The organism is Acidithiobacillus sp. HP-2, from assembly GCF_015100155.1.
In the GTDB taxonomy this organism is placed as follows: Bacteria; Pseudomonadota; Gammaproteobacteria; order Acidithiobacillales; family Acidithiobacillaceae; genus Acidithiobacillus.
In genome coordinates this window covers 22639-37107 of record NZ_JACKZA010000022.1, presented here as the reverse complement: position 1 = coordinate 37107, position 14469 = coordinate 22639, and the positions used below count along the sequence as shown (strand labels likewise).

The 14469-nt window shown below is 56.4% G+C and carries 15 protein-coding genes; all 15 read right to left on the bottom strand.

Features of this window, described 5'->3' with window-relative positions; all coding sequences use genetic code 11:
* Window positions 1-235, bottom strand: a 235-nt coding sequence (locus tag H7F11_RS14600; protein WP_193658216.1) for a transposase, incomplete at its 3' end; no start/stop codon positions are given.
* A 96-nt stretch (window positions 236-331) separates the two neighbouring features.
* Window positions 332-1606, bottom strand: a complete 1275-nt coding sequence (locus H7F11_RS14595) for a dihydroorotase (protein WP_193650847.1) — start codon at window positions 1604-1606, stop codon at window positions 332-334.
* The gene (locus H7F11_RS14590; protein ID WP_193650846.1) at window positions 1599-2597 is read right to left on the bottom strand and encodes an aspartate carbamoyltransferase catalytic subunit; all 999 of its coding nucleotides are present in this window, start codon (window positions 2595-2597) and stop codon (window positions 1599-1601) included. Before H7F11_RS14590 ends, H7F11_RS14595 begins: the two co-directional genes overlap by 8 nt.
* Window positions 2594-3103 (bottom strand): bifunctional pyr operon transcriptional regulator/uracil phosphoribosyltransferase PyrR, encoded by a 510-nt coding sequence (gene pyrR / locus H7F11_RS14585; RefSeq protein ID WP_193650845.1) that lies wholly within the window; start codon window positions 3101-3103, stop codon window positions 2594-2596. The genes H7F11_RS14590 and pyrR overlap by 4 nt, the downstream gene beginning before the upstream one ends.
* Window positions 3100-3531, bottom strand: coding sequence for a Holliday junction resolvase RuvX (ruvX, locus tag H7F11_RS14580; protein WP_193650844.1), 432 nt, complete (start codon window positions 3529-3531; stop codon window positions 3100-3102). Before ruvX ends, pyrR begins: the two co-directional genes overlap by 4 nt.
* Complete coding sequence (locus H7F11_RS14575) at window positions 3524-4084, bottom strand: YqgE/AlgH family protein (RefSeq protein ID WP_193650843.1); 561 nt, start codon at window positions 4082-4084, stop codon at window positions 3524-3526. Before H7F11_RS14575 ends, ruvX begins: the two co-directional genes overlap by 8 nt.
* Before the next feature lie 67 nt (window positions 4085-4151).
* Entirely contained in the window at window positions 4152-5090 is a 939-nt protein-coding gene (gene gshB / locus H7F11_RS14570; protein WP_193650842.1) for a glutathione synthase, read from the bottom strand.
* Window positions 5090-6397: a glutamate--cysteine ligase gene (gene gshA / locus H7F11_RS14565; protein WP_010640691.1), complete on the bottom strand. Its 1308-nt coding sequence runs from the start codon at window positions 6395-6397 to the stop codon at window positions 5090-5092. The genes gshB and gshA overlap by 1 nt, the downstream gene beginning before the upstream one ends.
* A complete protein-coding gene (locus H7F11_RS14560; protein WP_193650841.1) occupies window positions 6394-7566 on the bottom strand; it encodes a citrate synthase in 1173 nt (390 codons plus the stop codon). The genes gshA and H7F11_RS14560 overlap by 4 nt, the downstream gene beginning before the upstream one ends.
* A gap of 174 nt (window positions 7567-7740) precedes the next feature.
* A complete protein-coding gene (gene erpA, locus H7F11_RS14555; protein ID WP_029316244.1) occupies window positions 7741-8091 on the bottom strand; it encodes an iron-sulfur cluster insertion protein ErpA in 351 nt (116 codons plus the stop codon).
* 136 nt (window positions 8092-8227) lie between these two features.
* Window positions 8228-8701, bottom strand: a complete 474-nt coding sequence (locus tag H7F11_RS14550) for a phosphate-starvation-inducible PsiE family protein (RefSeq protein WP_193650840.1) — start codon at window positions 8699-8701, stop codon at window positions 8228-8230.
* 4 nt (window positions 8702-8705) lie between these two features.
* Window positions 8706-11690, bottom strand: a complete 2985-nt coding sequence (locus H7F11_RS14545; protein WP_193650839.1) for an FAD-dependent oxidoreductase — start codon at window positions 11688-11690, stop codon at window positions 8706-8708.
* 53 nt (window positions 11691-11743) lie between these two features.
* On the bottom strand, window positions 11744-12724 hold the full coding sequence (locus H7F11_RS14540; protein WP_193650838.1) for an alpha-ketoacid dehydrogenase subunit beta: 981 nt from the start codon (window positions 12722-12724) through the stop codon (window positions 11744-11746).
* Window positions 12717-13697 (bottom strand): pyruvate dehydrogenase (acetyl-transferring) E1 component subunit alpha, encoded by a 981-nt coding sequence (gene pdhA, locus H7F11_RS14535; RefSeq protein ID WP_193650837.1) that lies wholly within the window; start codon window positions 13695-13697, stop codon window positions 12717-12719. Before pdhA ends, H7F11_RS14540 begins: the two co-directional genes overlap by 8 nt.
* Window positions 13698-13908: 211 nt before the next feature.
* Window positions 13909-14457 carry an OmpA family protein gene (locus tag H7F11_RS14530; protein WP_193650836.1) on the bottom strand — a complete coding sequence of 183 codons (549 nt, stop codon included), beginning with the start codon at window positions 14455-14457 and terminating at the stop codon, window positions 13909-13911.
* Between the last annotated feature and the right edge of the window lie 12 nt (window positions 14458-14469).

Below are 14469 nucleotides of genomic sequence, written 5' to 3'. Positions count from 1 at the left end.
GTTTACGGCTGGAAAAGACCCCGTTGGCATAGCCGTAGACCAGAATCGCCAGGAGGGTGGCCGGGTGATAGGCCTTATGGCCACGACCCGCATATTGTTGGACCAGCAGCGAGAGATCGAGCTGATCAATGACTTCCACGATAAATCGCGCCAGGTGCCCTTCCGGAAGCCAGTCGTCCATGGAGGGGGGCAGAAGATAATCGGTCTTGCGGTCAGCATCGAGGAAGTGGGCCATAAAATCACTCATCACATTGAATCATAAGTAATTATACGATAATTTTAGGCAAAATGAAAGTCCGACAAGCTGCTAGGGGTATTGGCACAAACATCCTCAACCCCGAAACACCACCCGCCCCTCCACCATGGTATAGCGCACCCGTCCGCGCAGATCCCATTGGGCATAAGGCAGATTGCGGCCCCGGCTGGCTCCGGATGCGGGATTAAGGGTAAATGCGGCTTCCGGATCAAACAGACATAAATCCGCCACACTGCCGACTTGCAGAGAAGGCAGCGGCAAGCCCAGCGCCTGAGCAGGGCCGGTGCTGAGTAATCGCAGCGCAGCCATTAAACCCAGCAGGCCGTCGTCCACCAGACGCAAAGTCAGCGGCAACAAGCACTCCACCGCACTGATCCCGAAAGGAGCCTGAATAAAAGTCATGCTCTCGCGGTCTACTCCCCAGGGAGTATGATCGCTGCTGATGGCCGCAACATCGCCCTCGGCCACAGCCCGGCGCAGGGCATCCCGTTCGGCCAAAGAGCGTAGCGGTGGCAATACTTTGGCATGGACGTTGAAAAACCCGACATCCTGCTCACTGAGCAACAAGTGGTGGATGCTGACCCCGCAGCGCACCGCCTCACCACGCTTACGGGCGGCTTTTACCGCAGCAACAGCGCCGCCCGTGCTGAGATGAGGGAAAAACAGAGGGCAGCCACTCAGTGCCGCAATGGCTATATCCCGCTGGATGCCCACCTGTTCAGCCACGGCCGTGCGCCCCGGAAGGCCCAGCCGCAGGCTCAACCCGCTTTCGTTCATCACGCCATGGGCGGCCAGTTCGGGGTCTTCGGGATGGAGCATTACCGGCAGTCCCAAATCAGCCGCGTAGCTCAGGGCCAGACGCAGCAGGGCGGCGCTATGGACAGGCTGCTTGGCCTGACTGAACACCCGCGCCCCAGCATCCATAAGTGCCGTCATTTCACTCAAGGCTTGCCCCTGCAAGCCCGTTGTCAGGGCCGCGCTGACCTGCACCCGCGCCAGAGCCAGCTTTTCAGCCAACAGTTGCTGCTCCCGGAGGACGGCAGGGGTATCGGCAACGGGCTGGGTATCCGGACGCAGCACGACCTGCGTTACCCCACCCGCCACGGCGGCCTGTAGCTCGCTGGCCAGATCGCCATCGCGTCCATGACCGGGACTATGCGCCTGCAAGCTGCTTTCTATCAGCCCCGGGCAAGCTACCAGGCCTGTACCATCGAGAATTTCATCCGCCCGAAAATCCTCAGCGACAGCACCCCGTACAGCGATTTTTCCAGCGACAATAGCCAGGTCGGTTACCGCATCAAATCCATCGCCGGGATCCATGACGCGGACATTGCGGATGATTCTACGCATGGTTTTCGCCTCCGCCCGCAGCACCCGCCAGGAGGGTCAATACCGCCATACGCACGGCGAGACCGTATGCAACCTGTTGCAAAATCACGGCCTGATGACCGTCCGCCACTTCCGACGCAATTTCCACGCCGCGATTCATAGGCCCCGGATGCAGGACCAGCGCATCAGGCTGCGCCCACTGCAAGCGCTCCGGAGTCAGGCCAAAGCGGCGATGGAATTCATCCAGACTGGGCAGACGATGGGATTCCATGCGTTCCTTCTGCAATCGCAGGGCACAAATGACATTGACACCGCGCAATCCTGCCTGCAGGTCGTGGTAGACATGCACCCCCAGCGCGGAGAGTTCTTTGGGAACCAGGGTTTGTGGCCCGATGACCCGGATTTCCGGGCAACCGAGAATCGACAAGGCATGAATCTGGGAACGCGCCACCCGCGAATGCAGGACATCACCCACAATAGCCACGACCCGGTCTTCAATGGGTCCGGCCAGACGCCGAATCGTGAATACATCCAGCAAGGCCTGGGTCGGATGGGCATGCTGGCCATCACCTGCATTGATCACCAGCGCCGAGTCTCCCAGATGCCGGGCGATCAGATGCGCGGCTCCGGCTTCCGGATGGCGAATCACAAAACCATCCACCTGCATGGCCATAAGATTATCCACCGTGTCGATCAGGGATTCGCCCTTACTGGCACTGCTGGTACTGACCGCAATATTCAAAACATCGGCGGAGAGGCGTTTGGCGGCCAGCTCAAAGGTGCTCCGCGTGCGTGTGCTGTTCTCAAAAAACAGATTGACGATGGTTTTGCCCCGGAGCGTCGGGGTTTTTTTGACACTGCGCTGCGCGATGCTGAGGAAGGATTCGGCCGTATCCAGAATCTGCAGCATTTCGGGTTCACGCAGCCCTTCGGTATTAAGCAGATGGCGGAGACGACCCTGGGCGTCATATTGAGGATTACCATCACCAAAACGGAAAGTGGAAAAACTCATGAAGCTGTCCTTGGCGATGTCAGCAATTCCAGACGCAGCGGATCGGGGCCCCGGAGTTTGATTTGTCCACCCGCCGCCGCGTTGAGGCGTAAGGCAGCAATGTCGGCCGCCACCGGGACTTCGTGCCCACCGCGATCTACCAGTACGGCCAGGAGAATGTTTGCCGGTCGGCCATAATCAAATATTTCGTTCATGGCGGCGCGGATGGTACGCCCCGTATAGAGCACGTCATCCACCAGAACGATGGAGCGACCGTCCACAGCAAAGGGAATATCCGACGCCCGGACTTGCGGGTGCAGACCAATCTGACTGAAATCATCCCGATAAAAAGAAATATCCAGCTGCCCCAGCGCCGTTTTCAGCCCCAAAGCGCGGTGCAGCGCCTGGGCTATCCAGACACCACCCGTAAATATACCAATCATGGCGGTCTGCTCCGGGTCTACATGCGGACGCAAATCCCGAACCATTCCTTCCAGCAGTGTTGTCACATCCCAGTCTGCATTCATTGCATGGCTCCGACATCCTGAAAAGTCTGGAGAATTTCACAGGCAGCGGCCTGATCCAAAAGCCCGGCGCGCTGCTTTGCGGAAAGCGCCCGCTCTTTCAGCATCCATTCGGCCGCATGACTACTGAGGCGTTCGTCCACCCAATGCACAGGCAGGGGGAAACGGCGCTGCAGACTCCTGGCAAAATTGCGCACCCGGCGCACCATCAAGCCTTCACTACCGTCCATGTTCAGGGGCAAACCCAGAACTATAGCGCGCGGTTGCCAGTCCTTGAGGATGCGCGCAAAGCTCTCCCAATCCGGGCCGATCTCCCCATTGCGCAGGGTAGCTACGCCCTGCGGTGCCCAACCGGATTCGCCCAACACGGCAATACCAATACGTCGTTCCCCGAAATCAATCCCCAGAAGCGGCCCGGAGCCCTCAGGCATGGCCCGCCGCCCCGCTGAGCAGGCGCATATCCACTCCGAGCGAGCGCGCGGCGGCCTGCCAGCGTTCACTGGCGGGCAACTCAAACATGACCTGCATATCCATCGGGCCGTGCAACCAGGCATTTTCTTTCAACTCTTCTTCCAGTTGCTGCGCCCCCCAACCGGCATACCCCAAAGCTAACAGATAACGCTGGGGTTCCTCATGCTGGGCGATGGCTTGCAAAATATCGGGAGAGCTGGTCAATGCCAGGTCCTCGTTCAGCTCCAGACTGGAAAGCCATTCACCCTTGGGCGAATGCAAAATAAAGCCGTGCTGCGGCTGCACCGGTCCACCCCAATAAACCGGGCGATGAATCATTTCTTCGGAAGGCTGGATATCTACGGCCTTGAGAGCTTCGGACATATTAATATCCACAAGACGATTGATGACCACGCCCATGGCACCGTCGGGGCTATGCTCGCAAACTACAATCACCGTCCGGTCAAAAATACCGTCATGAAGCGCCGGCATGGCAATGAGCAGATGATTTTTAAGAGAAGAGAAATTCGTCATACTGCCTATCATACGGGTTTTCGATGAAAAACGGCAGATTGCATTCCCGACTGTGCCAGCGCGGCCATTACTGCCCTTGTTCCAGACGCTGCCAGAGCAGCTCGGCGGCATCCACAGCAAAAAAGCGACGAATCTCCCGCACCCCGGTGGGACTGGTGACGTTGATTTCAGTCACATAGCCGCCAATCACATCCAGCCCGACAAAAAGTAATCCTGCAGCACGGAGAGCTGGCCCTATTGCCGCACAAATATCCTGATCCCGCGCACTCAGCTCGGCGGCTACGGCTGTAGCCCCTGCTACCAGATTGCCACGAAAGTCTTTTTCAGAAGGTACCCGCAACATGGCACCAGGCACCGCCACGCCGTCCACCAGAATAATGCGCTTGTCGCCTTCGCGTATGGCCGGAATATAGCGCTGAGCCATGACATAATGCTGTCCCCAGGCCGTTACGGTTTCGAGGATGCTGCCCACATTGCGGTCTTGCTGGTGCAAGTAAAATACCCCTTCGCCCCCCCGCGCAGAAAGGGGTTTGACCACCACCTCGCCATGCTCGGCCAGAAAAGCGCGCAGGTCACCCAGATCACGACTGACCAGAAAGGGCGGGAGAAACTCGGGGAAATGCAAGGCATAGAGTTTTTCATTGGCATTACGCAGACTCACCGGATTGTTCACCACCCAGGTTCCGGCATGTTCCAGCAGATAACAGGCGGTCAGATATTCCAGATCGACCGGAGGGTCCTTGCGCATCAGCACCACGTCCATATCTGCCAGGGGCCGCTCTTCAACGGCAGCCAGCGTCGCGAAGTCGGCACTGTCATCCTGCACCGTCACCGCCTGCAGGCGTGCCCAGACCTGGCCATCGCGCATGAACAAATCAGGCAGGCCAAACACCCAGCACTGGTGCCCCCGTGCCTGCGCCGCCAGGAGCATGGCGAAAGTGCTGTCTTTGGCGGGTTTGATCCCGGCTATGGGATCCATGAGAATGGCTGCTTTCAACGGGGTCATCACTCAACACTCCGGATTTGCTGCCGACGCCAATCGGCCATTTCCCGGGCCGCCGCCACCAGGGTCAGGCGGGCAATGACGCCATAAGCATAGTAACGGTTTACTGGGGCATCGGGCGGCGATTTCCGGCAAGGCAGTATGCAAGGCTCACCAAAGGCCATGGGCTCAAAATGCGCGCCGGGGGCATTCAGGTTTTCATCGCGCCCCCGCCCGGTATGCACCCGGTAAAAGCCGCCCAGCACCTGCTGACCCACCATATAAACTACCGGCTCAGCCACCGCCTCCTCGGCGGTCTGCTCAAAGGTATACACCCCTTCCTGAATAAACACGTCACTCACTGGCAGGCCTTCCTTGCTTTTAGCCATGCGCGTGCGTTCCTTACGATTGAGATCCATGAACTCTTCACCGGAGTAAGCCGTCATGATGCCCATGCCGTAGGTGCCTGCGTCGGCTTTGACAATCACAAAGGGACGCTGGGTAATCCCATAGTGGGCGTAGCGCTCGCGGGTCAATTCCAGAACCGCATCGACATTGGCGACCAGGCAATCACGGCCTTCGGCACGCATGAAATCAATACCCTGACAACGCCGGAAAAACGGATCAATCAACCAGGGGTCGATATCTATCACTTCCGCCAGTTCATGTGCGGCGGCACGATAATGGGCAAAGTGCTGGGACTTCCGCCGCGAGCGCCAACCTGCCGCCAGAGGCGGGGATATGGGTTGTTCGAGATTCTCCAGAATTTCCGGCACACCGCCGGAAAGATCGTTATTGAGCAAAATCAGCTGGGGATCAAATCCTGCGGCCTTTAAGCGTCCGCCTTCACGAAAAATGGGCTCCAAAAGCAGGGAATTACCCGAAGGTAAATCATAAGCCGTGCGCTCTTCCAGCAAGAGTGAACCCACCCGCACTTCCAGTCCGGACATTTCCAGAAGCTCTCGCAATCTGGCCACATTTTCCAGATAAAACAGGTTGCGGGTATGATTTTCGGGAATGAGCAGCACGCGCTCCAGGCCCGGATGATGCTGGTTCAGATAGTGCTGAATGGCCGATACATAGAGCGATGAAAATTCAGGATTCAGATTGTTGAAGCCTGCCGAAAACAGATTGGTATCCACCGGTGCCAACTTGAAACCGGAGTTGCGCAAATCGACGGACGCGTAAAAGGGCGCCGGAGTTTTTTGAAACTGGCCTCGAAACCAGCGTTCTATGGCCGACTGACCCGCTATCAGATGCCGCTCAATATCCAGCAAGGCCTCGGTACGTTCCGTAGCGAGGAAGGGAATATTTTGTAAAACTTCTGTCATGCCTGTGCCTGATTCCTTTTGTCCAGCGCTACATAAGCCCTTGGGCTTGCACCATTGTAAACCTGGGTGGGACGAAATATCCGGTTGTCTGCCAGCTGTTCCCGCCAGTGTGCCAGCCAACCTGCCGAGCGCGCCATGGCAAATATGGGCGTAAACAAATCAGCCTTGATTCCCATTTCGTGGTAAAGAACACCAGAATAAAAATCGACATTGGCGTGAATGCCCTTGGGGCCGAGGCGATCAGTCGCCTGTTTTTCGACCTCAATGGCAATTTCAAAAAGCTGGCTATGCCGCAAATGCCCATTGCTGGCCAGTTTTTCCATCATCTCTTTCAAAATGGCCGCACGAGGATCCCGGGTTTTATACACCCGGTGACCAAAGCCCCAGATTTTTTCCTTATTGGCCATTTTGGCGTCCAGATAAGCGCCCACCTTGGCCACGCTGCCAATTTCCTCCAACATCTCAACCACTTTCTGATTCGCACCGCCGTGCAAGGGACCCGCCAGCGTACCAATCGCACTGCCAATCACATGGTAGGGATTGGTGAGCGTAGAACCGGTGACCAGTACCGCAAAGGTACTGGCATTGATGGTATGCTCGGCATGAAGAATCAGACAGGTGTCGAGGATTTTCGCCAGTGCCGGATTGGGCTCCTTACCGGAAATCATATACAGAAAATTGGCGGCATGATTCAGGTCCGTACGCGGCACGATGGGATCATTGCCGAAACGCATCTGCTCCCACATGGCGACGATGGTGGGCATCCGGGCGATGATGCGCATTGCCATGGCATCCAGATGCGGGGTGTTTTCGCGCTCAGCATCGGACAGCTCCTGCTGCGGATAAAACATCCCCAGACTCGCCACGGCGCAATGCAGCATATCCATGGGATGCCCGGTTACCGGCATGAATTTCATGATTTCCCGGACATTGTATTTGACTTGCCGATGACTGCGCAGCCCCTCATCAAAAGCTTTGAGATCTGCACCATCCGGAAGTGCGCCGTCCAGCAGAAGCAGGGCCACTTCTTCAAAGCTGCTATGGGCTACCAGGTCATCAATAGCGTAGCCACGATAACTCAGCAAACCTGCCACACCATCTATGTGAGAAATACTGGAGTGCGTTGCCGCCACGCCTTCCAGACCGGGAGCCACGTTCGTATCCGCCATGCCGAACTCCTTGTTATTCTGGTCAGTAATGAATCCAACTGTCACGGGGCAACAACCCACGCACAGTTGCTGTCCTGATCAGGACAGCAAGAGCCTGAGAGTCATCATAACGCGCTGGAAAAATAAAAGGGAGGCCATGAGCCTCCCCTGGAGAAATTCTTATCTCTACAAAAATCAGGCAGAGAAAGAAGATCCGCAACCACAGGTGGTGGTCGCATTCGGGTTTTTGATCACGAACTGGGCACCTTCCAGGCCTTCGCTGTAATCAATTTCAGCGCCAACCAGATATTGGTAACTCATGGGATCAATCAGGAGGCTGACGCCAAACTGATGCACTTCCGTATCACCCTCATTCATATTCTCATCAAAAGTAAAACCATACTGAAAACCGGAACAACCGCCGCCCGTCACAAAAACTCGCAGCTTGAGGTCTTCAGAGCCTTCTTCTTCAATCAGAGAGGTAATTTTATCCGCCGCGTTTTGCGTCAGGGTCATTACCGGAGGAATGGAATCCAGATTGGTCATTGTTTCAGTTGCTGTGCTCATTGTGCTTAACTCCATGCGCTGCAGCGCGTTGTTCAGTGGATACCCGACCATTTTGCTCGCTTTTTCGGGGCAGCGTCAAGTTGCCCGGACAATTTTCGGGACGGATATGGCCGTTTCAGTCTCTTTCGGTGTTCTTCGGAGCGTACTGAACAGCGGCAACCCGGGCACCGACCAGCACTGCAAGCAGCACTGCCGATGCGATCAGATCCATGGGTCCGAGACGATGGGCATAAAGACCGATAAACAATTCCCGCAATACAAAAACAATGGCCACTTCCGACAGCACCCGCAAGCGGATACGGTGAAACTCCAGGTAATCGGTAAACGTCCGGAACAGCTCAATGAGCACAAATACCGACAGCACATCAGCCACCAGACCCTGAATGGCCGCTTCTTCCCGGAAGGACAAAACGGTTTTGTACACGTCCCAGACCACCCCCACCACGGAGGCCAGCAAGGTGATCAGCATGACAAATATCAGCACCACCACGATGAGGTCGAGAAATCTTTCGTAAAAGCGCAGGATGCGTGCGCGCATCCCGCTGATACTTACCGCTGGCTGCGATTCCTCAACATCCGGCTTGGCCAAGTTGTCAGCCTGCTGCCCGTGCCGAGCGCCGCAAGCGTGACAGCAAACGTCTGGCCATTTCTCCGAACAACTCAGTCTGGGTGGGATGGGGATGAATAGCCTCGGCTACCTGTTCCAGTGTCAACCCGGCACTGACCATCATGACGGCTTCACCCACCAGCAGATCGGCGTGATCGGCAAGGAAGTGGACACCGACAATGCGGTGGCTGACCTTGTCGGCCACCATTTTGATGAGGCCATCAGTTTCACCGGTCATCATGGCCTTGGCATCAATACTCATGGGCACCTTGACCTCGGCCACGTCCACTCCCGCAGCCTTGGCCTGTTCCATGGACAGACCGACAAAGGCGCACTGTGGGCGGGTAAAAGTCACACCACTATCTTTGGCCGCATCATATTGAGCAGCATGACCCAGCAGGTTGGCAGCAGCTACCCGGCCCTGCTGACCCGCCGTATGTGCCAACATATAGCCGCCCACCACATCTCCTACCGCATAAATATGCGCCACGCTGGTCTGACCGGTGCTGCTCGCCGCAATCGCGCCCCGCTCGGCAAGAGTCACGCCTGCAGAAGACAAATTCAGCGCGCTGGTATCAGGACGTTTGCCGGTAGCCACCAGCAGCAGATCACAGGAATGATGGGTGACTTCTTCACCAAACTGATAGCGGATATCCAGGGCTCCGGGCTTACCGGAAACTTCCTGCACCTTGACGTCAGTCAGAACCTGCAGACGCGGACTGTTGTGCGCCAGTGCTTTCATCAGCTGCTCGGAAACTTCTTTTTCCATTTCCGCCACCGGTCGCGGCAGCGCCTCCAGCACCAGCACCTCGGCACCGAAATCATGGAACATCTGCGCCATTTCCATACCAATGGCACCCGCGCCGATGACACAAAGCCGCCTGGGGGGTTGGGCCAGATCCCAAACCGTATCCGAAGTGACCGCAGCACCACTTTTCAAGGCTTCCTGAACGCCGGGAATGGGCGGCACAAAGGCGGGAGCGCCGGTAGCGATGACGCAGGCCCCGAAACGGAGGCTGCGCGCGTCTTTACCACTGATTTCGACACTGTGTTCGCCGGTAAATCGCGCCGTGCCTTCAAGCACCTGAATTTTCATGCCTTGATCTGTTTTCAGGGCCATTTCTCCGCGTGCCTGCAAGATGCCGCGACGATGTTTTTCCAGTTGCGCCCAATCCAGCTTCGGCGTGCCCATTTGCAGTCCCATGGCCGCATCATGCTCCCGATCACGAATCCGGTCTGCTGCAGCACGCCAGGCTTTGGAAGGAATGCAGCCACGCCACAGGCATTCCCCGCCGGGATAGGGGGCATTATTGACCATGGCTACCTTGACACCGTTTTCGACGAGTTCCCGGGCGCAATCCTCGCCGCCCGGCCCAGCGCCAATGACCAGCACCTGAACATCATAATCGCCTTCGGGAATGGGCGAGGCAGCAGCCCCCAGCCAGCCTTCCGGATGTTCAATGGCTTTTTTGAGATCTTTTAGAAAGAGCGCGGCTTCGGCACCATTGACCACCCGATGATCCGCCGTGATGGTAATGGGCATGCCTTCCGGGCTATTACCGGCAATGGCAATAATGGCGGCGGTCCCCGGCGTGACAATGGCATCAAACTGGGTGATGCCATACATCCCCATATTCGAAATAGTGAAAGTGGGGTGCGTATATTCGGGAGGACTCAAGCGCCGCTTACGCGCTTTTTCCACCAGCGGCGTCCATTCACTCTGGAGTAGCGCCAGATCCTTGCCCTCCACCGCACGCAACACCGGAACAACCAACCCGCCGTCTTCCGTCGTCGCGGCGATGCCAATATCATGCTGGGCGCGCTCCACGATTTTGTCCGTCGGCTGATAAGCGGCATTCACCAGGGGATGTTTGGCCAACGCCTGGGATGCGGCCTTGGCGATAGCCACGGTCAGCGACACTTTGTGCGCTTTGGCAGCGCGCATCAGAGCTTCGGGTTTGGCCTTCACGGTGACGTGAAATACCGGAATACTCAGGGAGGCCACCATGGCCTGACTGATGGCCTTTTCAATGGCGCTCATCGCCCGCCCTTCTCCGGGCACGGCAGGTTCAGAAACTCGGGCGCCTGTCGTGGCGGGGGCAGCACGACCCGCCGCAGCAATGACATCTGCGGCAACAATGACTCCTGCTGGCCCGCTACCCTGCAGATGATTGAGGTCCACGCCCTGCTGCCCGGCCAACTGCCGGGCAAAGGGACTTGCCGCCCCCTGCTGAGGGCGCGGCGCAGGTTGCGCTCCAGGCACCCGGGCTGACAAAGGCTGAGCAACAGGCGCTTGAGCGGATATAGTGGAAGCGCCGGGAGTCTTGTCCACCGCAGCTGCCGACCGCTCCGGTCGTGATCCCGAAGCAGTGCCAGCTTCGCGCACCTGATCCGCCGTTTCTACCAACCAGGCAATCGGATCACCCACGGGTACCACTGCGTCCACCGCAACACGCGGACCGGAAAGATAGCCTTCACGAAATACTTCCACATCCATGATGGCCTTGTCGGTTTCAATGGTCGCCACCACATCGCCACGCTGGATTTTATCGCCCAGAGATTTTTCCCAGGACACCAGCACGCCTTCAGTCATTGTATCGGAAAGCTGTGGCATTTTGATGGCATAACCCGAAGGCGCTTCAGATTCTGTCGGTGTTGTCGGTTCTGAAGCAACAGCAGGCGCGCTTTGGACTGGGGCATCCTGAACCGGGGATACAGCCTCATCCGGCGTTTCCGTCAGATAGGCCATGGTCGCACCAACCGGCATGACACTATCCACCGCTGCCAAAGGACCCGCCAGATAGCCGGAGCGGAACACTTCCACATCCATGATCGCCTTGTCCGTTTCGATGGTCGCCACCACATCGCCGCGTTCGACCCGAGCGCCAATGGGTTTTTCCCAGGAAACGACCACCCCTTCCGTCATAGTATCGGTCAGTTGCGGCATCTTGATGACGTAAGGTTCAGCCATTTTTCACCCTATTGAGTTTCTGTAGATCAAAACATATCGAGAGAAGTGCGGCCTTAGCGGCCAAACATCTTCCTTACCGCAGCAATCACATCCCCGGCATTGGGAATCGCCGCCTTTTCCAGGCGATGATTGTAGGGAATGGGAATATCCAGGGCATGCACTCGCACCGGCGCCGCATCCAGATCAAAAAAGCATTCTTCATTGATGATGGCCATGACTTCCGAACCAACACCGACCGGAGCTTCGTCTTCTTCCACGATGATGGCATGATGAGTTTTGCACACACTGGCAGCAATTCCGGCACGATCCAAAGGTTTCAGGGCCCTTAAATCAATCACTTCAGCATCAATACCATACTCGCTGGCCAGTTTTTTGGCCGCGTCCAATGCCCAATGCACACTGATGTTGTAGGCAAAAATGCTGACGTCCTTACCCGGACGCATGATTTCCACTCCTTCCAGCGGGGTGAAAAACTCCTCGTCCGGCACTTCGCCCTTGAGGTTATACATGCTTTCATGTTCGATAATCACCACCGGATCATCTGAACGTACGGCACTTTTTAGCAAGCCATAAGCATCCCGGGGGGTAGCCGGAGTCACCACGCGCAGGCCGGAAATTCCCATGAATACTTTTTCCATCCGCGCCGAATGCTGGGCACCCAGCTGATGCGCCGTGCCACCGGGAACGCGCATGACAAAGGGACAACGAATCCGTCCACCCGACATGTAATGAATTTTCGCCGCGTTATTCATGAGCTGATCCATAGCCAACCAGGCAAAGTTCACACTCATGATTTCGACTATGGGGCGGGCACCAACCATGGCGGCACCCACACCAATGCCGGTGTAACTATTTTCGGAAATAGGGGTATCAATAACCCGCTGTTCACCATATTTGGCGAAAAGTCCTGAAGTCGCCTTGTAGGTACCGCCAGCGACACCAATATCCTCACCCATGGCAAATACCAGCGGGTCACGTGCCATTTCTTCATCGTGGGCACGCAGAATTCCCTGCCAATACATTAATTCAGCCATGGTTGTTACCTCCTTCGGTATAGACGTAACGCGTTACATCTTCGACGCGCGGTTCCGGGCATTCAATAGCGTAACGCACCACTTCGTTCTCGATTTCGTCCTGAACCGCCTTGTCCATGGCATGGAATTCATCTTCAGTCACCACGCCGGCTTCTACCAGACGACGCTTGTAAATGCCGATGGGATCGCGTTGCGCCCATTCTTCTACTTCTTCCTTGCTGCGATAGGCACCGGAGTCCGACATGGAATGGCCGCGCAATCGATAGGTCATGAGTTCCAGGAAATAGGGCTTGCGTTGTTCGCGCACATAATTTACGGCTTTTTCGGCATGTGCCATGACAATATCAATGTCCTGCCCATCACATTGCGCTGCTTCGATGCCGTAAGGTGCCACGCGTTTGTACTGGTTGATTTCCACCGTCGAACGCTCAATGGCCGTACCAATGCCATACAGGTTGTTTTCGCAGATAAACAGCACCGGCAGGTTCCACAGGCTTGCCATGTTCATGGTTTCATGGAAGGTCCCCTGGTTGTTGGCACCATCCCCCAGAAAACAGATGGAGATTTCCTGACCACCGCGCAACTGGATCGCCTTGGCAAAGCCGGCTGCCAGCGGGAAGGGCCCGCCAACCAACGCGTAACCGCCCATAAAATGCACGTCTGGGTCGAACAAGTGCATGGAACCACCCCGGCCCTTGGAGCAACCGGCTTCCTTACCGAAAAGCTCGGCCATCAGCGCTTTGGGGTCCATGCCGGATTTAAGGGCATGAATGTGGTCCCGATACCCGGTCACCACATAATCAGAACCCGTTTGGGCTTTCTCTAAAACACCAATCGCGCAGGCTTCCTCACCCGGATAAAGGTGTAAAAAACCGCCAATCTGGCGTTCGTGATAAGCCTCCGCACAGCGTTCTTCAAAGCGGCGGGCAAAAAGCATTTCACGCAACAGGCGCTTCTGGTCCGTGGCGTCCATGGTCCTCCCAGACAAAATAATGGACCGCGTCCGCAGACGTGGTCATAGTGAAAATTCAGCCAAAGTCATGGAGATGATGGCCTAGGCTACTGCAAAGCGTCAAGAGTAGTGGATATCGCGTGGGGCATTCCAACGCCGTATCTTTAAAAAACCCGCTTGATAAAGACCAAGCGGGCCATCACAAAAAAGCGCAAACGGCCGTCATAAAACTTTATTTGACGGTAGTACGCACCATGACACTGGAATTGATTTCAACCCGCTGGTTTTTGAAACGACCAGCCGGGGTCGTGTTGGTAGCAATGGGATCTTCATAGGAGTAGCCTTTGACCATCATGCGATCCGCAGCAACACCCCGCTTTTCGAGATAACCGGCAACACTGCCCGCACGCGCCTTGGACAGCTTGTAGTTATAGGCATAACTTCCTGTTTTACTGCAATAACCATTAATATGCAGGGTGGCATCCGGGTGCATTTTGGCGAAACCGGCCACCTTATCGAGGACGCCAATATCCGACCCCATCAACTGCGCAGAACCGGTTTTGAAATTGATACCGGTAATGGTGATGGGCTTACTTTCCAGCACCGTACGCTCTACCGGGGCGATAGGTGCAGGCGGCGGTGGTGGTGTCTGTGCAGAAACCACTGGGGCTACCGGAGCAGGACCAGCCGGGCAAGGTGTCACCTCATATAAACCACAGCCCGAGGCGGCAACAACGGACCCCAATAGCAGTAACCTGGATAATTGCGCAGCATGTTTCATGTTTGGATTCTC